Origin of the sequence: Candidatus Avelusimicrobium caledoniensis (assembly GCF_902756455.1) — a bacterium.
GTDB lineage: Bacteria > Elusimicrobiota > Elusimicrobia > Elusimicrobiales > Elusimicrobiaceae > Avelusimicrobium > Avelusimicrobium caledoniense.
Genome location: NZ_CACVRB010000025.1, coordinates 1 through 17,958 on the forward strand (window position 1 = coordinate 1; position 17,958 = coordinate 17,958).

Annotated in this window: 16 protein-coding genes; 8 read left to right on the forward strand and 8 right to left on the reverse strand. The window is 46.6% G+C overall.

The features are described from left to right. Window positions 1–55: 55 nt before the first annotated feature. Complete coding sequence (locus ACQY2W_RS06165; protein WP_428050437.1) at window positions 56–619, forward strand: type IV pilin protein; 564 nt, start codon at window positions 56–58, stop codon at window positions 617–619. Window positions 620–691: 72 nt separating this feature from the next. On the opposite strand, the gene ACQY2W_RS06170 is transcribed toward ACQY2W_RS06165, so the two are convergent. The 4 genes from ACQY2W_RS06170 to ACQY2W_RS06185 form a co-directional block, all read right to left on the reverse strand. Then, window positions 692–1,507 (reverse strand): TIGR00730 family Rossman fold protein, encoded by an 816-nt coding sequence (locus ACQY2W_RS06170; RefSeq protein ID WP_428050439.1) that lies wholly within the window; start codon window positions 1,505–1,507, stop codon window positions 692–694. 2 nt (window positions 1,508–1,509) lie between these two features. Continuing rightward, window positions 1,510–3,369 carry a 1-deoxy-D-xylulose-5-phosphate synthase gene (gene dxs / locus ACQY2W_RS06175; RefSeq protein WP_428050441.1) on the reverse strand — a complete coding sequence of 620 codons (1,860 nt, stop codon included), beginning with the start codon at window positions 3,367–3,369 and terminating at the stop codon, window positions 1,510–1,512. Window positions 3,370–3,378: 9 nt separating this feature from the next. Beyond that, complete coding sequence (locus ACQY2W_RS06180; protein WP_428050443.1) at window positions 3,379–4,389, reverse strand: polyprenyl synthetase family protein; 1,011 nt, start codon at window positions 4,387–4,389, stop codon at window positions 3,379–3,381. A 62-nt stretch (window positions 4,390–4,451) separates the two neighbouring features. After that, window positions 4,452–4,919: a type IV pilin protein gene (locus tag ACQY2W_RS06185; RefSeq protein WP_428050445.1), complete on the reverse strand. Its 468-nt coding sequence runs from the start codon at window positions 4,917–4,919 to the stop codon at window positions 4,452–4,454. A 363-nt stretch (window positions 4,920–5,282) separates the two neighbouring features. Between ACQY2W_RS06185 and hydF the strand changes: the two genes are divergently transcribed. Both hydF and ACQY2W_RS06195 read left to right on the forward strand, forming a co-directional pair. Next, window positions 5,283–6,449, forward strand: a complete 1,167-nt coding sequence (gene hydF / locus ACQY2W_RS06190; protein ID WP_428050447.1) for a [FeFe] hydrogenase H-cluster maturation GTPase HydF — start codon at window positions 5,283–5,285, stop codon at window positions 6,447–6,449. A 282-nt stretch (window positions 6,450–6,731) separates the two neighbouring features. After that, window positions 6,732–7,265, forward strand: coding sequence for a type IV pilin protein (locus tag ACQY2W_RS06195; RefSeq protein ID WP_428050449.1), 534 nt, complete (start codon window positions 6,732–6,734; stop codon window positions 7,263–7,265). A gap of 123 nt (window positions 7,266–7,388) precedes the next feature. On the opposite strand, the gene ACQY2W_RS06200 is transcribed toward ACQY2W_RS06195, so the two are convergent. Then, window positions 7,389–8,366 carry a class II fructose-bisphosphate aldolase gene (locus tag ACQY2W_RS06200; RefSeq protein ID WP_428050451.1) on the reverse strand — a complete coding sequence of 326 codons (978 nt, stop codon included), beginning with the start codon at window positions 8,364–8,366 and terminating at the stop codon, window positions 7,389–7,391. Window positions 8,367–8,697: 331 nt separating this feature from the next. Between ACQY2W_RS06200 and ACQY2W_RS06205 the strand changes: the two genes are divergently transcribed. Genes ACQY2W_RS06205 through ACQY2W_RS06215 form a run of 3 tightly spaced genes read left to right on the forward strand, consistent with a single transcriptional unit; the run spans window position 8,698 to window position 12,547 of the window. Then, on the forward strand, window positions 8,698–9,741 hold the full coding sequence (locus ACQY2W_RS06205; protein WP_428050453.1) for a M42 family metallopeptidase: 1,044 nt from the start codon (window positions 8,698–8,700) through the stop codon (window positions 9,739–9,741). Between the two features lie 9 nt (window positions 9,742–9,750). After that, window positions 9,751–12,102, forward strand: a complete 2,352-nt coding sequence (locus ACQY2W_RS06210) for a hypothetical protein (protein WP_428050455.1) — start codon at window positions 9,751–9,753, stop codon at window positions 12,100–12,102. A gap of 16 nt (window positions 12,103–12,118) precedes the next feature. Next, window positions 12,119–12,547: a PPC domain-containing DNA-binding protein gene (locus ACQY2W_RS06215; RefSeq protein ID WP_428050457.1), complete on the forward strand. Its 429-nt coding sequence runs from the start codon at window positions 12,119–12,121 to the stop codon at window positions 12,545–12,547. Window positions 12,548–12,872: 325 nt separating this feature from the next. On the opposite strand, the gene ACQY2W_RS06220 is transcribed toward ACQY2W_RS06215, so the two are convergent. Next, window positions 12,873–13,151, reverse strand: coding sequence for a GIY-YIG nuclease family protein (locus ACQY2W_RS06220; protein WP_428050459.1), 279 nt, complete (start codon window positions 13,149–13,151; stop codon window positions 12,873–12,875). A 274-nt stretch (window positions 13,152–13,425) separates the two neighbouring features. Here ACQY2W_RS06220 and ACQY2W_RS06225 point away from each other — a divergent pair, with 274 nt between their 5' ends. Then, the gene (locus ACQY2W_RS06225) at window positions 13,426–14,646 is read left to right on the forward strand and encodes a hypothetical protein (RefSeq protein WP_428050461.1); all 1,221 of its coding nucleotides are present in this window, start codon (window positions 13,426–13,428) and stop codon (window positions 14,644–14,646) included. 277 nt (window positions 14,647–14,923) lie between these two features. Here the strand turns inward: ACQY2W_RS06225 and hydG are convergent, their stop codons facing one another. Continuing rightward, on the reverse strand, window positions 14,924–16,306 hold the full coding sequence (hydG, locus tag ACQY2W_RS06230) for a [FeFe] hydrogenase H-cluster radical SAM maturase HydG (RefSeq protein WP_428050463.1): 1,383 nt from the start codon (window positions 16,304–16,306) through the stop codon (window positions 14,924–14,926). A gap of 106 nt (window positions 16,307–16,412) precedes the next feature. On the opposite strand from hydG, the gene ACQY2W_RS06235 reads away from it, so the two are divergent. Next, window positions 16,413–17,273 carry an RDD family protein gene (locus tag ACQY2W_RS06235; RefSeq protein WP_428050465.1) on the forward strand — a complete coding sequence of 287 codons (861 nt, stop codon included), beginning with the start codon at window positions 16,413–16,415 and terminating at the stop codon, window positions 17,271–17,273. Between the two features lie 67 nt (window positions 17,274–17,340). Here ACQY2W_RS06235 and ACQY2W_RS06240 read toward each other — a convergent pair whose 3' ends face one another. Beyond that, window positions 17,341–17,895 carry a type IV pilin protein gene (locus ACQY2W_RS06240; protein WP_428050467.1) on the reverse strand — a complete coding sequence of 185 codons (555 nt, stop codon included), beginning with the start codon at window positions 17,893–17,895 and terminating at the stop codon, window positions 17,341–17,343. Window positions 17,896–17,958 lie beyond the last annotated feature (63 nt).

Sequence of the window (17,958 nt, forward strand, 5' to 3'; positions counted from 1 at the left end):
CTTGACATCGTTTTTTTTTTTGCTACATTTTATTTGTTGATAAAAAGGAGGTTGTATGAAAAACAAACAAGCATTTACGCTCATTGAGCTTTTAGTCGTCGTACTTATCATCGGTATTTTAGCGGCGGTGGCCGTGCCACAGTACCAGAAAGCGGTGTGGAAAAGTCGTGCGGCTCAACTTATGTCGGCGGTTTCTGCGGTGGGCCGTGATGCTGTGATACATAAAATGACTACGGGGGAAGCTGCTACTGAATTTGCCCAGCTTTCTCTTGATTATGATTTACCTACAAAACGCGCAACAGCCGGAGTTTGTGGAAATCTTGTTCAATCTACGGATGCGCAACGGGAAAATGACATATATCAAATTATAATTAGCAATAATCCTTCCGTTAATTTTATAGGAACGAATAGCTCTTTTATTACAGGACCTTATAAATGTGCGGGATTTGTGTATATGGTAGATTCTTACACAGAGGGAAATTTACAACTTAAAAGCGGGGAACTATATTGTATGGAAAGTAAAAGTTTTATTACTAATAGCGGTGCTTTTTGTGAAAAAATAATGCGCGCTACGCATATAGGCGACTCATCATACACGCGCTATTATAAATTGCCATAAATCAAATTTTTTCCACTATAAACCGCCTCACATTATTGTATGTGAGGCGGTTTTGCAATAAAAGATTACTTACTATTTAATTTTACATGCTTTGGAAACAATGTCCCATGCTTCCTCGGCCGTTTCCACAATGGGGCACAGGTGGGTGTCTTCTTGGGAAATCACACCATAGTTAGCTAGGGCTTCTACGTTAATAACTTTCGTCCAAAACTCTTTGCCAACGAGGACCACCGGAATATTTTCTTTTTTACCGGTTTGGATGAGCGTTAAAATTTCAAAGAGTTCATCAAACGTACCGAACCCGCCCGGGAACACCACAAATGCTCTGGCGCGCATCACAAAGTGAATTTTGCGGATAGCAAAGTAGTGAAACAAAAACGCCATATTTTTGCAGATATACGGGTTAGGGCGTTGTTCATGCGGAAGCGTAATATTAAGCCCCACGCTTTTGCCGCCGTTTTCAAAAGCACCGCGGTTGGCCGCTTCCATAATGCCCGGGCCGCCGCCGGTAACAACGGCAAATTTATCCCCGGCCTGTTGGGCAACCAGCTTGGCAAATTCACGTGCTTCATCGTAGTATTTAGAAAGCGAGCTAAGTGCTTTAGCGGCTTTTAATTGGGCTTGCAATTTTTTGTCTTGCGGTTTTTTGGTCAATTCCGCCTCAATTGTTTTGATACGTTCTTTGGCTTTGGATGCTTCGTAGATGCGGGCACTGCCAAAGCAGACGATCGTGTCTTCAATATCAAAATATTTAAGGTACAGCTCCGGCTTTAACACTTCCAGTTCCATACGGATAGGACGCATTACGTCATGTTTTAACAAATTCATATCTTCGTACGCTTTAATGTATGAAGAATCATGCGGAAAAGATTTCGGGTCTATTGCCATAATTATTTCTCCTTTAACCAACTTAAAATTTTATCTGCTTGATGTTGTGCGTCCAAATCGTACTGTGCGTACAGCAAGGCAGATTTACCATGTTCTACAAATGCGTCGGGATAACCGAGCCGCAATAAGCGGAAATTAGCTTGCTTGTCGGCCAGATATTCAGCCACGGCCGAGCCAAACCCTCCTGCGAGCACGTTATCTTCTACCGTTACAATATATTGTGAATTTTTGAGTGCTTCGTCAATAGCATTTGTATCTAGGGGTTTTACAAATCGCATATTGACTACGCCCGCTTTAATGCCTTGTTCGGCCAGAATCTCGGCGGCCTTTTCGGCGGGATGAACGCGGTTGCCGATCGCGAGAATCGTTACGTCCTTGCCTTTTTTAAGCCATGCGCCTTTGCCGATAGGAAGTGCTTTGGGCTTATCGTCCATGGGCACGTTAAAACCCGCACCGCGCGGATAGCGCAAGATAAACGGTGCTTTGGTGTCAAAGGCGGTTTTAAGTAAATGTTGCAGTTCGTTTTCATCTGCCGGCGCGGCGATAGTCAGTTGCGGAATTTCGCGCAAGAAACTCAAATCAAATACACCGTGGTGGGTCGGGCCGTCCTCGCCCACGATGCCCGCACGGTCTAAGGCAAATACAACGGGCAGATTTTGCAAAGCGATATCGTGCAAGATTTGGTCAAAGCACCGTTGTGCAAACGTGGAGTATAACGCCACGACGGGTTTTAAGCCGTTGGCGGCAAGGCCTGCGGCAAACGTGGCGGCGTGTTCTTCGGCGATGCCGACGTCAAAATAGCGCGCCGGGTATTTATCTCTAAACGCATCTAAGCCGGTCCCTTCGGGCATGGCCGCGGTAATGGCGTTAATTTTCTCGTCCTTGGCGGCTAATTTTAACAGGGCTTTTGAAAAAGCTTGCGTAAAAGAAATGCGGTCGGACTTGCCCAAAGAATCGCCCGTTTCCACGTCAAAAAGTCCGACGCCGTGAAATTTGGTGGGGGAATCTTCGGCGGGTTTATAGCCCTTGCCTTTTTTGGTAACGACGTGTAAAATAACCGGCCCTTTGACGTTTTTGACGTTTTCCAATACGTCAATCATCGCGTCCATATCGTTGCCGTTGACGGGACCGAAATACCGAAAACCCATTTCTTCAAAAAGCGTTCCCGGAAATAAAATAGAGCGTGCGCGTTTGGCCAGTTTGGCGGCGTTGTTACCCAGTTCGTCAAAGCGTTGTAAAAAGTTGGTGGCTTTTTCTTCGGCCAGTTGGACGTATTTGGTGGTGAGTAATTTAGTCAGGGCTTTGCCCAGTGCGCCCACGCGTTGGGAAATAAACATCTGGTTATCGTTTAAAATAACGAGTAAATCGGTGCGCAGTAAGCCCGCGTTTTGCATCGCTTCGTACGCCATGCCGCCCGTCATACAACCGTCGCCCACTACCGCAATCACGCGGTCTTGCGATTTTTGCTGGTCGCGCGCGATAGCCATGCCGAGCGCGGCGGAAATAGCGGTGGAAGCGTGGCCCACGCCAAAAGTATCAAATTCGCTTTCGTAACGTTTGGGAAACCCGCTAATGCCGCCTTTGGTGCGTACTTTGGCAAATTCTTTTTGGCGGCCCGTTAACAGTTTATGCGCGTAGGCCTGGTGGCCTGTATCAAACACGATTTTATCGTCGGGCGTGTTAAATACGTAGTGTAGCGCGGTGATGATTTCCACCGCCCCTAAGCTGGACCCCAAATGTCCGCCGTTGTGGCTGGCGGTTTGGATAATCTGCTCGCGCAGCTCTTCACAAAGTGTGGGGAGTAACTCTCTTTTAATCAGCCGCAAATCGCGGGGGGATTTGATACTGGGGAGAACTTTCATTTTCGCTCCTTAATACGTGCGGGTTTTAAAAAATTCCGCCATTTCGTATAGCGGCCACAGATTTTTTTTGCGTGCGGTTTTTAAGCTGTCTAATGCTTTTTGCGCTTTGGCAATTAACAGTTGGGCGTGCTTACGGCTGCCCTCTAAACCGTACAAACTGACGAAGGTAAGTTTGCCGTTTTCGGCGTCGCTGTTAGATTTGCCGAGTTGTTTGGCCGAGGCGGTAACGTCCAAAATATCATCTACAATTTGGAACACTAAACCGATACTGTTGGCATACGTTTTGATGTGTTTTAAATCGTTCCCTTTAACGCCGGCGAGTAACGCACCCGTTTCCACACTGCCGCGGATGAGTGCGCCGGTTTTATTGGCGTGAATATAATTTAAAATGGTTTCCGGCGTCGTTTCCTTGACGGACGAGGGCAACATAAAATAGTGCAAGGTTTTTTTAGCTAGCGGTTTAGAGGTTTGGCGCAGTTTGTCCGCGCGGAAACTGTGGGCGTCCTGTGTGCCCATACCTTCGGCATAGACATCCGCCGTTTGACCGCCCACCATGCCGGACGCACCCGTGCAGTGCGCGAAATTTAACAAAGCGTTTAACGTGTTTTCCGCGCCGATAGATTTTACTTTTCCGTTTTGTGCAAATACTTCAAAAACGTAGGTAAGGAGCGCATCCCCCGCGAGTAAGGCCAAATCTTCACCGAACACTTTGTGATTGGTGGGTTTGCCGCGGCGCAGGTTGTCGTTATCCATGCACGGCAAATCGTCGTGAATTAAAGAATAGGTGTGCAGCATTTCCGTCGCACACGCGGCGGGCATAACGTCTTGTGCTTTTTTGCCAAACGCTTCGGCGGTCGCCATCACAAGGATAGGGCGCACGCGCTTGCCGCCCGCTTGTAAGGAATAGTCCATGGCGTCTGTCAGAATTTTCGGTGCATTTGGAATTTTGGCAATATATTTAGACAGGTTTTTTTCAACGAGCTTGGCCCGTTCTTTTAAGTAAGCATCAAATTGAGTCATAATCTCCCCCGATAAGGTATATATCTCCATTATACCTTATATAAGAGAAAAAGGGGGATAGATTAGGGATAGATATAATACGTACTGCCTTGTCCGTTTTCCGTACCGCTATCTCCAGTTTCTTGTTTACAGATTTGTTTGGCAGTATCGCTCGCACCGGTGTAAACCTGACAACTTGCCTTGCCTGTAGAGAAAGTTTTTATGTAAGACATGTTAATAGTAGGGTTTTTACAATAAGCGTAAGTGGATTCAATAAGACAAAAACCCCATGGAAAAGAACGCCTTGTCGTGAAATAATGAGTGCCACCTGCATCAATAGATAATTCGTCAAAATCTGTTGTGTATGTATTATTTGCTAAATAGTACACTTGTTCTGCCTCATAAATGCTTTGTACGAGATTTTTCATCGTTGCATAGCGGCTTTTGGTAACGGCTTTTTGGTACTGCGGCAGAGCCACCGCGGCCAAAATGCCAATGATTAAAACGACGACAAGAAGTTCTATTAGCGTAAATGCTTGTTTGTTTTTCATGTGATTTGCTCCTTAATCTTAATGATAATGTCATCCTGAACTTGTTTCAGGATCTCACCTTATTGTTGTTTTAGAAAGAGGTGAGATTCCAAATCAAGTTTGGAATGACATTTATATTTATTTTTTTCCGACCCTTTATTATCGTTTTTTTTTTTGATTTGTCAAGGCCTTTTTCGCTTTTCTGGCCTCAGAAAAGCTCGCAAAAGAAGGCCGCCCACGCTAGTAAAAAGCAGTTAAAACAAGAAAATTTTTCAAACTCACTATGTTCAAACATGAAAAATTTTTACTTGTTTTAACGCTTTTTAATGGCACGCTATCGGGCGGAACAAACAACAAAGTTATAGTATTTGCTATACTAAAGTTATGATAAAAGCAAACAGACCGCATATCGGCATTTTTGGAAAAATGAACGTGGGGAAAAGCTCCCTGATTAACGCACTCACCGGGCAAGACACGTCGGTGGTGTCCGATGCGCCCGGAACGACTACCGATCCCGTCAAAAAAACCATGGAAATTTTAGGCGTCGGCCCGGTGGTGCTGATTGATACGGCGGGTATAGATGACACGTCGGACCTGGGTACGCTGCGTATCCAACGCGCGCACGAATCGTTTGACCATGTAGATTTGGCTATTCTCGTTTTTGCGGGTGAGTTCGGTGCGTACGAACATAGTTTAATGGAGTCGTGCGTAGCGCGAAAATTGCCGTTTTTCTTTGTGCACAACAAAGAAGATATTAACCCGTTGCAAGACGATATCCGCGGCGCGGATGTGGTGCGCTTTTCGTGCAAAACGCCTAATACAACGATATTGCTGGATAAAATCAAACAGTATTTGCCCAAAAGTTCTTACTCGCAAAATGTGCTCTTGGATGACCACGTAAACGCCGGAGACGAAGTTGTATTAGTGATTCCCGTAGATGCGTCCGCACCCGAGGGACGGCTCATCTTACCGCAAGTGCAAACGATTCGCAATTTGTTGGATATCGGCGCGGTGGCGGTGTGTTTAAAAGATACGGAACTGCGCGAGTATTTGCAAACGCATACGCCCAAACTCGTTATTACCGATTCGCAAGTGTTTGAGTACGTCAATGCCGTCGTGCCGAAAGAAATTGCGCTAACCAGTTTCAGCATTTTATTCTCGCGCCTAAAAGGCGATTTTGAGGCGTACCTAACAGGCACGCGCGCGATCAGCCGTTTGCAAGACGGCGACAAAATTTTGATTATGGAATCTTGCTCGCACAGCGTTAATAAGTGTGATGATATCGGCCGTACAAAACTGCCCAATTGGCTACAAAAATTTACCGGCAAAAAATTGCAGTTTACCGTTATTGCCAGTTTGGATGCCTTGCCGTCTAACGCGGAAACATATAAGTTGGCTATTCAATGTGGCGGATGTATGGTAACGCGTACGCAAATTTTGCGCCGCTTGGAAATGTTACAAGAGAAAGGCGTGCCCGTTTCCAATTATGGCCTTGCGATTGCCTACTGCAACGGTATTTTTGATAGAGCTACCGAGATGTTTAGGAAATAAAAGTTAATTTTTTCTGACACGCAACGGCACAAACTTTTTGTTTGTGCCGTTTTTAATGGCCGCCCGTTAGTGCCGTCTATAAAAAGCGTCAAAATGGAAAAGGAATTTTTCATGTTTGAGCGGAAGCGAGTTTGAAAAATTCCCCATTTTGTCTGCTTTTTATGGCACCCTCGGGCGGCAAATCTTTTTGGTACTTTTTCTGTTTGCAGAAAAAGTATAAATAAATCTTGACATCGTTTTTTTTTTTTGCTACATTTTATGTAATGATAAAAAGGAGGTTGTATGAAAAACAAACAAGCATTTACGCTCATTGAATTATTAGTGGTAGTGTTAATCATTGGTATCCTCGCGGCGGTGGCGTTGCCGCAGTATCAGCGTGTGGTGGACAAAAGCCGTTTCTCCAACATGATGGCTATTACGCGCGCCATCGCCGATGCTAACGAAGTATATTATTTAGCCAACGGTTCTTATGCCACGAATTTTGACGAACTATCGGTAAGTCTTCCCGCAAAGAGTTTTTCCGGTCGTTCGGCTTTCTTTGATTGGGGACGATGTTCTTTGTATGGTCAAAGATTGGCTATGTGTACAAATTCCGTACAATTAAAAAACCAGTATATGGTCGGATATCATCATAGTGATATGACTATTTTTGCAGACGGGAGATTCTGCTCGGCACTTACCGCAACGCGCGGCTCCCGGTTTGATAAAGTATGTGAATCGGTTGGACTTTTTAAGAGCCAATCTACTTGTGAATTGGAAGGCATTCAGACTAGCGATGGAGCTACTTGCCAATTATATGTTGTTGTCGGAAAATAAAACGATCTCTTGAGATTTTGTAAAAAGTGGTATGAATTTTGGGCGCGTGTAAAAAACACGCGCCCTCTTTTAAAGAGAGCGCGTATGTTAAAAGTCATCCTGAACTTGATTCAGGATCTCACCTTATTTAACACGTCCGGCGGAGCCGAAAACGTTTTCGTTCTTTTCGGCGTACATTTTAATTAACGCTTCGCGGGCCGGACCCAAGTATTTGCGCGGGTCAAATTCAGCCGGTTTTTCAGCGAAGATTTTGCGAATCGTGGCGGTCATTACCAAGCGGCCGTCCGAGTCCACATTGATTTTGCACACAGCCATTTTGGCGGCTTTGCGCAGTTGTTCTTCCGGGATGCCGGCGGTGTTATCCAACTTGCCGCCGTATTTGTTGATTTGTTCAACGGCCCATTGCGGTACGGAAGACGACCCGTGCAGTACAATCGGGAAACCGGGCAAGCGTTTGGAAACTTCTTCCAAAATATCAAAGCGAAGTTCCGGTAATTTCTCGCCGGGTTTTACTTTAAATTTGTAAGCCCCGTGGCTCGTGCCGATAGAAATAGCCAAAGAATCTACGCCCGTGCGTTTAACGAAATCTTCTACTTGGGCCGGATCCGTATACGTGTGGTGTTCGGCAGAAACTTCATCTTCAATTCCGGCCAAAACGCCCAGTTCGCCTTCTACGGTTACGTCGTGTTGGTGTGCGTAGTCCACTACTTTTTTGGTGAGAGCTACGTTTTCTTCGTACGGCAAGCTAGATCCGTCAATCATTACAGAGGAAAAACCGTTATCAATGCAATCTTTGCACAATTCAAAGCTATCGCCGTGATCCAAGTGCAAGCAAAGCGGAACAGGTTTGCCGATTTCTTTCATCATTTCCACCGCACCGCGAGCCATCCAGCGCAGTAACGTGGCGTTAGCATATTGGCGTGCGCCTTTGGATACTTGCAAGATAACCGGGGAGCCGGTTTGCACACAAGCGGTAACGATCGCTTGGAGTTGTTCCATATTATTGAAGTTATACGCCGGAATAGCATAGCCGCCGGCCATAGCATCTTTGAACATTTGGCGGGTATTTACCAGGCCAAGTTCTTTGTAAGAAACTGTCATGTATTTCCTCCTAAAAAATAAACTTCTTCCACTACATTTTACAATTTTTTTCCGGTTTGGGGTAAGTATAATTAAAATTGCAGCAGAACACGAAGTCCTTTTTGTAGAGGATAACATTAACTGCAAACAGCGGTTTACGGCCTTTGGCGGCCCGCAGGGTTCTGCCCCCGGCAATCCCGGAAAGCACCGTCAATGAAATTCCATATGGCAAACAGTTCGCATCAAATGCAAACAGAGGTCTTAGGCCTCACGCCCGTGCGGCAAGCACTTGCAAAAAAAAGGGTTTGTGAGTATAATGTAAATACCAAAATTGTGTGCAATGGGAGGGTTTATGACGGAAAAACTAGATTTTTCACTTCTCAAAACTTTAACTAATTTGGCCGGTGTTTCGGGCCGGGAAGACGAAGTAAGGAACTATTTAAAAGAAACATTAACTCCGTATGCTGATGAAATCAAAACCGATGTTTTAGGCAATTTAATCGTATATAAAAAAGGTACGTCGGATAAAAATTTATTGTTGTGTGCCCATATGGATGAAGTGGGGCTGATGGTGCGCTATGTAGACGATAACGGATTTTTGTATTTTGTAACCGTCGGTGGTATTGACCCGCGCACGCTACTGGCCCAACGGGTCCGCGTGCAAACCAAGAACGGCCCGATTTTGGGGGTCATCGGTACAAAACCGGCCCACATCACCACGGAAGCCGACCGTGCCAAAGCCGTTCCTTTAAGTGATCTTTATATTGACACGGGGCTCCCCGCCGGAAAAGTACACGAGCAAGTAGAGCCGGGCGACCCGGTGGTATTAGACCGCCAATACGAAGAATTTGGCGACGGGTGCATTTGCGCCAAGGCGTTAGATGATCGCGCCGGAGTGTTTGTGCTGGCTGAACTTGTCCGCACGCTTAAAAATCCTTTTTATAATGTATATGCCGTGTTTACGGTGCAAGAAGAAGTAGGCCTTCGCGGTGCTACCACGGCGGCCTTTGGCATTGAGGCCGACCTCGCTTTTGCGTTAGATTCCACCGGCGCGGCCGATATTCCCGGTTGCGCACCGCATAATCACATTGTGCGTGTAGGTGGCGGAGTCGGTGTGTCCGTGATTGACGGACGCACGATTACGCCTACGTGGCTTTTTGAGGGTTTAAAAGACATTTGCCGCCAAGAAAAAATCAACTGGCAAGTGCGCTGTGCCCCGCGCGGCGGTAATGACGCGGGTGTGATTCACTTGTCTAAAACGGGTATTCCGGCGTGTGCGCTTTCTTTGGCGGCGCGCAATATTCACTCGTGTGTGGAAGTGTCTGCCAAATCTGATATGGAAGCACTTTTCCAACTCGTTTCATATGTAGCTAAACACGGTATTGAACAAAAATAGGTTTTAACTATGAATAAAAAAATGGTACTAGGTAACAAACGGGCTGTATTTGTAGACATTTCCGATTACGGCAAAAAAGCGGGCTATGCGCTTAACGCGCAGGAAGTGTCTGCCTTAACCAAATTAGATTTGGCTTACCGCACGTTGGTGGCGATCCTTTATAACTATGTGCCGACGTCGGGCCACCCGGGGGGGAGTATTTCCAGCGGGCGCATCGTGGAGCACCTTTTATATAAAGAGATGGCGTACGATTTAAAATATCCGCACAAAAACGAGAACGATATTATTTCTTACGCCGCCGGACACAAGGCCTTGGGGTTGTATGCGATGTGGGCGTTGCGTAACGAGTGCGCGCGCATAGCTGCACCGGCGTTGCTCCCGTCTAAAAAAGAACAGCAACTTCGCTTGGAAGATTTACTCGGTTTCCGTCACAATAAAGTGCAAAACACGCCGCTGTTTAATAAATTCCGCGCCAAAACATTGGGCGGTCATCCGGAGCCGTTAGTTCCTTTCGTGCGCACCAGCACCGGGGCAAGCGGCGTAGGTGACGGGTCTGCTGTCGGGCTTGCTTTAGCGGCGGCGGATGCGTACGGCAAAAAATGCCCGGTGGTGCATATTATTGAAGGCGAAGGCGGGCTGACCGCCGGACGTGTGAGCGAAGCCGCGGCTATTGCGGCGACAGCGCAACTTAAAAACGTAGTTTTTCACATTGATTGGAACGAGGCCTCTATTGAAACAAACCGCGTAACTGCCGACGGGGAAAACCCCGGCGAGTACGTCCAATGGAATCCATGTGAATTTTTCCGCATACACGATTTTAACGTGATTTACGTTCCTAACGGACACGATTTTAACCAAATTCACATTGCCCAACGCTTAGCGGCGCAACTGAATAACCACCAACCGACGGCAATTATTTACCGCACGGTTAAAGGTTGGAAATACGGCTTAGAGGGTAAAGCATCACACGGGAGCGGACACAAGTTTGCCTCTGAGGGGTTTTATCAGGCGTTAGCCGAGTTTGAAAAAACGTTTGGCGTGTCGTTCCCGCATTTTGAGGGCGAGAAAACAGCCGCCAATATTGAAAAGTATTTCTGGGCCAGTTTGACGGTGATCCGCACGGCGTTGGAAAAGGAAAAATCTACCGCCAAGTATATGGCCAAGTTGCTTGCCGCGCGGGCGTCTTTACTTAACAAAGCAAAACGTGCCGTGCGTAAAAATTTAGGCAACAGCCAAGATTTATATACAAAGTTTTCGCCGTCAAAAGTACCGGCGGAATTTGTATTTGAAACAGGAAAATCATACGCTACGCGCGGCGTACTGGGTAGTGTGCTTGCTTATTTAAATAAACAAACTAAAGGCACGCTACTGGTCGGTTCGGCCGATTTGTACGGCTCTACGGGAGCGGCGGCGGTGGCCAACGGTTTTGCGGCGGGGAATTTTAATGCGGTAACAAATCCGCTTTCACGCCGCGTAGCCATGGGCGGTATTTGTGAGGACGGTATGGCGGCTGTTTGTAGCGGTATTTCGTCTTTTGGCGATCATGTAGCCGTTAGTGCATCGTACGGGGCGTTTGTGGCGTTTGAACACGTAGCCGCGCGTTTGCACGCGATCGGCATGCAAGCCGCGCGCGAAGCGGGTCTTTGTCCCAATACGCTTATTTTGTTTAACGGGCACGCCAGTTTGCCTACCGGCGAGGACGGCCCGACTCACGCCGACCCGCAAGCGTTGCAACTGTTGCAGGATAACTTCCCGGCGGGTGCGTGCATTACGGCAACTCCCATGGAAGTAGATGAAATTTGGCCGCTTGTAACCAAAGCGTTGTCTTTGCGTCCGGCGGTGTTTGCGCCGTTTGTGGCGCGTCCGTCTAACGCGTTTGCAGACAGAAAGGCACTTGGTATGGATCCGGCGCAACATGCGGTTAACGGTGTCTATTATATGCACCGCGCCAAAGGTAAGGCCGACGGCACGGTTATCGTGCAAGGGGCGGGAGTGGGCAGAATCATGGCGGAAAAAGTATTGCCGGAACTAGCCAAACAAAAACTCAATGTAAACGTCGTGTATATCACCAGCCGTGAATTGTTTGAAGCGTTGCCGCAAAAAACGCAAGAAAAACTCTTGCCGCTTGAACTGCGCCAAACGGCGATGGGTATTACCGATTTTACCCGCCCAACGTTGGATGCGTGGCTACTGAGCCAAGCCGGGCGCGAACACACGCTGTGGCCGCACAAGGACGGCGTGTTTTTAGGTAGCGGTAGTGCGGCTAAAGTATATGAAGAGGCCGGACTTTCCGGCGCGGATATGTTGGCCGCTATCAAAACGTACGTGAAAGATTTAAAAAAAGCCAAACACTGGCTATAATTTTGGAGGAAAAACTATGGCAGAAGAAAAACCTTATTTAACGGGACGGACGTATATTTTCAAACTTTCCAAAGGGAAAGATTTGTTGGAGGCACTCGCTGATTTTTGCCACGATAATCAAGTTAAATGTGGCATTGTCAGCGTGATCGGCTCGGTAGCTAACGCGACGATCGGTTATTACGACCCGGCCAAAAAACGCTACGAAAAAACCGTTATTAACCAACCGCTTGAACTCTTAAATTTAACGGGTAACATTTCTATTCAAGATAATCGCCCCATGGTGCACGCGCACGTAACGTTGGCGGACGAAGAATATAATGTTATCGGCGGGCACTTGATGTTGGGTACTAAAATCTACGTGTGCGAAGCGTATGTGCAAGAGCTCGTGGGTGAGCCCAAAGTGCGCCGCACGGATAAAGTAACCAAACTGGCGTTGTGGAACTAATTATATAACAACTGTTCGTAACATCTATAAGCACGCACGCGGGCACAACTAATCGTTGTGCCCGCGTTTGCGTGTTCCCGATAAACAATTTTCCACATTTGGCCGTCTTGCGCGTCCCTTGGGCTTGACGTAGCTAGCGCTACGCCTATGCGCCCAACTTGCCCGCGCAATACGGCTCAAATCTGAAAAATCATATAAACATTTGCAATGTTAGTCTGTTGTTCGTAACATCTATAAGCACGCACAAACGGCAGATTTACATCTGCCGTTTGTGTCGTTATGAAATGCCGTTGTAATAATGTCATCCTGAATTTAATTCAGGATCTCACCTTATTTCTAAATCTTTCCATTGGGGATTGATAGAATTGATTAAATCTTCTTTCCACGCTCTGCGCCATGTTTTTAATTGTTTTTCACGGCGTATGGCATCTATAATGCTGGTGCAACTTTCACAATAAACCAGTTTATGCAGTTTATAACGTTTGGAAAACCCCGGTACTAAGCCGTTTTTATGTTCATATATACGTCGTGCTATGTTGCTTGTGACACCAATATATAAGACGGTATTTGTGTCATTGGTTAGAATGTAGACGTAAGCGGTCATCGCTCTATCCTACAAAAAGGTGAGATTCCAAATCAAGTTTGGAATGACATTTTAATAACGGCCCTATAAAACGTTGTTTTTTGATAATAATGTCATCCTGAATTTAATTCAGGATCTCACCTTGTAAACTCACGTCGGTCGGGATGCAAGATAACAAATTTACAAAAACAATGTCAAGTATAACTTTTAAAAAAACTTGCAATTTGTTTGCCAAAGAGTTTTAATAGAAGTGTAGGAGTAGTTACACAAACTTAATTAGGAGGAAGTACTTAGCATGAAAAAACTACTAAGCTTATTAGCCGTAGCCGCTTTGATGCCGGTTGCCGCTAACGCTGAAGTATTGCAAAATGTAAACCTCAAAGGTGATATTCAAACCATCGCCTCTGATGTTAAACACGATGAAGGCTCTTACGTTCGTGGAACGAGCGCTCGTGTATTAGCCGGTTTATCTGCTGATTTAGTGGAAGATGTAACCGCTAACGTGATGTTCCAATACGCCAACATTTGGGGCAACAACAATGCCACCGGTCAAAACGTTCAAGGTTACTGGGATAGCATCCGCTTGGCTGAAGCCAATGTTGTCTTGCACAACTTGTTCTGCTGCTTGGAAGCCACGGTCGGCCGCCAATTCTACGGTGACGAAGATAGCGCCGTAATCTATTTTGGGCCGAATCACTACAACGCCGAATTTAACGGCTATGTAAGCTCTGTTGACGCTGCCAAAATCACCTACGGTGATGACGTTAAAGCCCTCACCTTAATCGGTGGTCGCATCAACGGTGATGTTGCGGGTTCCAATGCTACCAATGCGATTCCTGGTTGGCACGGCGGCGTGCCGGCTGCCCCGTCTTTTGACTTCTTCGGTGCGGATTTCCGCATGAACTTGAGCGACAACTTGAAAGCTCAAGTTTATGGCTATGACTTCCGCGATGCCTTTGTAGGCCCGGACGGCAACCTTGATTCCGATGCTGGTTTCTACGGTGCCAAATTGAGCTTAGATGCTGCCGTACGCTTAAGCGCTGAATATGCGCGCAACTTCGGCGGTGATCGCTTAGTCAAAGAACATGACGCTACCGGCCAAATGGTTAAAGTAGATGCGGCGACGGACTTGGAAAAAGTAACCGTGCGCGGTACTTTCTACTATGCCAACGAAAACTTCTTTGCGTTCGGTAACTACACCCCCGGCTTGTTGATGGGTCACCTCTTTGGTGGTCAACTCAATGGCTACAGCCTCACGGAAGGTGTGTCCCTCTTCAACCTCGGTTTTGATATGAAACCGGCTGAAAAATGGACCGTGTCCTTGGATGGTTTCTCTTTCCAAGATCATCGCATGAAACACTCGGCCACCTACGAAGCTGACTTAACCGCCAAATATGCCCACAACGAATATGTGGAATTGTTTGCCGGCGTAGGTTATGCGAACTATGCCAAAATGTTGGGTGCAGACCATCGCGACAACGTCAAAGGTCAACTCGGTATGTTAATCAAATTCTAAGTTTCTTAGAAATTTGTAAAGCCCCGCTCTTACGAGCGGGGTTTTTTGTATGTAGGTCAGGGTACTCGCCGGACGGGCGCTCTCTCTTTTCCCTCGCCCCTTGCGGGAGAGGGTGCCCGAAGGGCGGGTGAGGGGTCTTATGCATAGGAATAACGACGTCCCCCTCATCCGGGCTACGCCCACCTTCCCCCGCCTAGGGGGAAGGATATTTTAATATCAGATTATCAAAACGCCCTGTGCATTAGCACAGGGCGTTCTATACTATCTGCGGCAAGCACTAGAAATACAAATCGCGCTTACCGGCTTTAATCTTCGCCAAATTGTCCTCAATCAATTTGTGAATAGGCGAGTCCGCCGGGAAAGTGGCCTTAGCCGTGCTCTCTATTAAAGCGTATCCTTTGGCTTTTAACGGAGCGGGGGCAAAGTCCTCCAAATACTCGGCAAATGTAAACATGGCGTTGGGCAGACAATGCGTTTTAATAAGCCCCGGTTTAGCCATATCCATAAAGTCTTTTCCCACGCGTCCTAAACGGTAGCAACCCGTGCAAAAAGACGGCATGTGCTTGGCATCCACCACAGCATCAATTACTTGCGCCAAACTGCGGTCGTCGGTCAAGGTAAACTGGCTGCCGTTGTCTTTATCGTACGAATAGCCGCCCGGGTTTACGCGTGAGGCGGCGGAAATTTGCGACACGCCCAGCTCCAAACACGCGTTGCGCATAGCGGGTGTTTCACGCGTACTTAAAATAATTCCCGTGTACGGCACGGCTAAGCGTAGCACGGCTACGCATTTTTTGAAATCGTCATCGGATAATACGTCGTTGGGGTGCTGGCTAAAATCGCTCCCCTCGGCGGGCTCAATGCGCGGAATGGAAATCGTGTGCGGCCCAATGCCGTATTTTTTATCCAAATACCACGAGTGCTCTAAAGTAGCCAAAATCTCGTATTTGTGGTCGTATAAGCCAAGCAGCGGCCCAATGCCTACGTCGTTAATTCCGGCCTCTAGCGCGCGGTCCATGGCGTCTAAACGGAACTGGTAATCTTTCTTGGCCCCTGCGAGGTGTAACTTTTCGTACGTTTCTTTGTGATACGTTTCTTGGAAAAGCTGATACGTGCCAATATTGCACTTTTTAAGTGCTTCAAATTCCGGCTCGGTTAACGGCGCGATATTGACGTTAACGCGGCGGATGTTTTGCCCGTTCCAACGGGTGTCGTAAATTGTTTTAATACTGTCATACACGTATTGCAAACCGCCGCCGGGGTAGGCCTCGCCCGCCACCATTAAAATGCGTTTGTGGCCTTGTTGCAACAGCGCGGTTACTTCTTGCTTGATTTCATCTTGCGTGCTGGCGTGGCGTTTTAACTTGGTGTTAGAGCGGCGAAACGCGCAGTATACGCACTCGTTGGAGCACAGGTTGGAAATATACAAAGGAGCAAACAAAACAATGCGGTTGCCGTAAATGGCTTCTTTGACAAATTTAGCCGTATCGTAGAGTTTGTTTAACAAATTGCGGTCGGTCAAATTGAGCAAAACGGCCGCTTCCGAAAGCGAAATGCCTTTTAATTCTTTTGCTTTTTCTAAAATTTCCGTCACGTCGGAATCGGTGTGCGATTGGGCATCTTCCAACGTTCGTTGTAGTTTCTCGTCATCAATGATCATATATATATGATATCATTTTGGGAGTAAAAATGCCCGGCTTGGCAGAAGAAGAAATATATTATAAAACCGTTAAAACTTGTTATAATAAAACTAACGAGGAGAATTTATGACAGAACATCGCATTAACATTATGCAAGACGAAGTCCCCGCCGTTCAAGCCCAACAACCGCAAGAGCAAAAAGTAACGTATGCGTCTGTGTCGGAGCGGTTTGTGGCGTTGCTGATTGATTACGGCGTTATTTTTATTTCTTGCCGCTTTGTAGTATGGTTGTGGGATAAAATCGCCCACCCGGAATTAACGGCGTGGCAGGCGTTGGCTCTTATCGGCTGTATCAATGCGTTATTTATTTTGTACGAGGCCTTTTTTTCGTGCGGCGACCGCATGACACTGGGCAAAGCGCTCGTGGGAATTGCGGTTGTGAAAAAAGATTTAAGCGGGTCTATTTCTTTTGGCCGTGCGTTGTGCCGCGCGATTGGCTATTACATCAGCGGTGCCTTACTTATGTGTGGTTTTTTGCTAGCTTTTTTTGACGATAGACACCGCGCATTACACGATTTTTTAGGCGGTAGCGTGGTGGTACAAGTTCGCCCGAAAAGCACCGGCGAGAGCTTGTTGCTACGTTTTTTAGGCGGTATCTTGTTGATCACTTTTGGTTGGACGGCATATCAGCAATTTTTCGGAGGCGGGGCCATTGTGGACCAATACTTTGTGCGGCAAGCGCGTAAGCACTTGTATAAAATTGCACTATTGGAAGAGGGCCATAAAGCGCGCTACGGATATTACACGAACGATTTATTGCGTTTATCTTTGTTATCCGGCGATCCGGTACAGTTCCAACGTGATACGCAAAAAATTTTACATCCGAAAGGTTTTAAAATCGGCGTGACGAAAGACGGCTACAAAATTACCGCTCTTGCCAAAGATAAAAAACATACGCAAGTGGTATTTGCTCCGAAGGAAAAGTAGTTTTTAGTTATGTGAAAAAAGCACCCCCCGTTTATAAGGCGGGGGGTGCTTTTTAGCGGGTAATTTTCTAAAAGGGCAACGTATAAGCCCGCAAGGAATTTGAAGCTCCTTTGTAGGTGGCTCCCATTATTTTTTGGCAAAAGTCGCCATTGGTGCCTGAAAATATTTTGTTGCCACGTAAAAACTCTGCGCAATATAGTTTGTTGTATTCCCACGAGGTAAACCAATTAGACCCGGTTTTTTCTATCAAAAAACCGCCGCCTTCATATTTTCCGTCTAATCGCGTGGCTATAATGGAATGCCAGTCGCCGTTTTCTTCCAATTGAACGGACCATTTCCCGTTAGAGCGGACATCGGATATAGCGGCACTTGAGTATCCCTTTTCCCGTCCGGTCCACGGGATATCTATGGACAATTCATCAAAATTTTTAGGATATTCTCCCGAAGATAAATAGTAGGTATCTACGGCTTGATCAATGGTTTTGAGTAATTGTATTGCTTCGGTAGCGCGTGATTTCTCTACGGTTTTTTGATATTGCGGCAACGCTACCGCCGCCAAAATGCCGATAATGAGAACGACTACTAAAAGTTCAATAAGTGTAAATGCTTGGTTGTTCTTCATGTTTTTTTGCTCCTTTATTTATTTTTTGCGTCCCTTTATTATCGTTTTTTTTTTTTTTTTTTT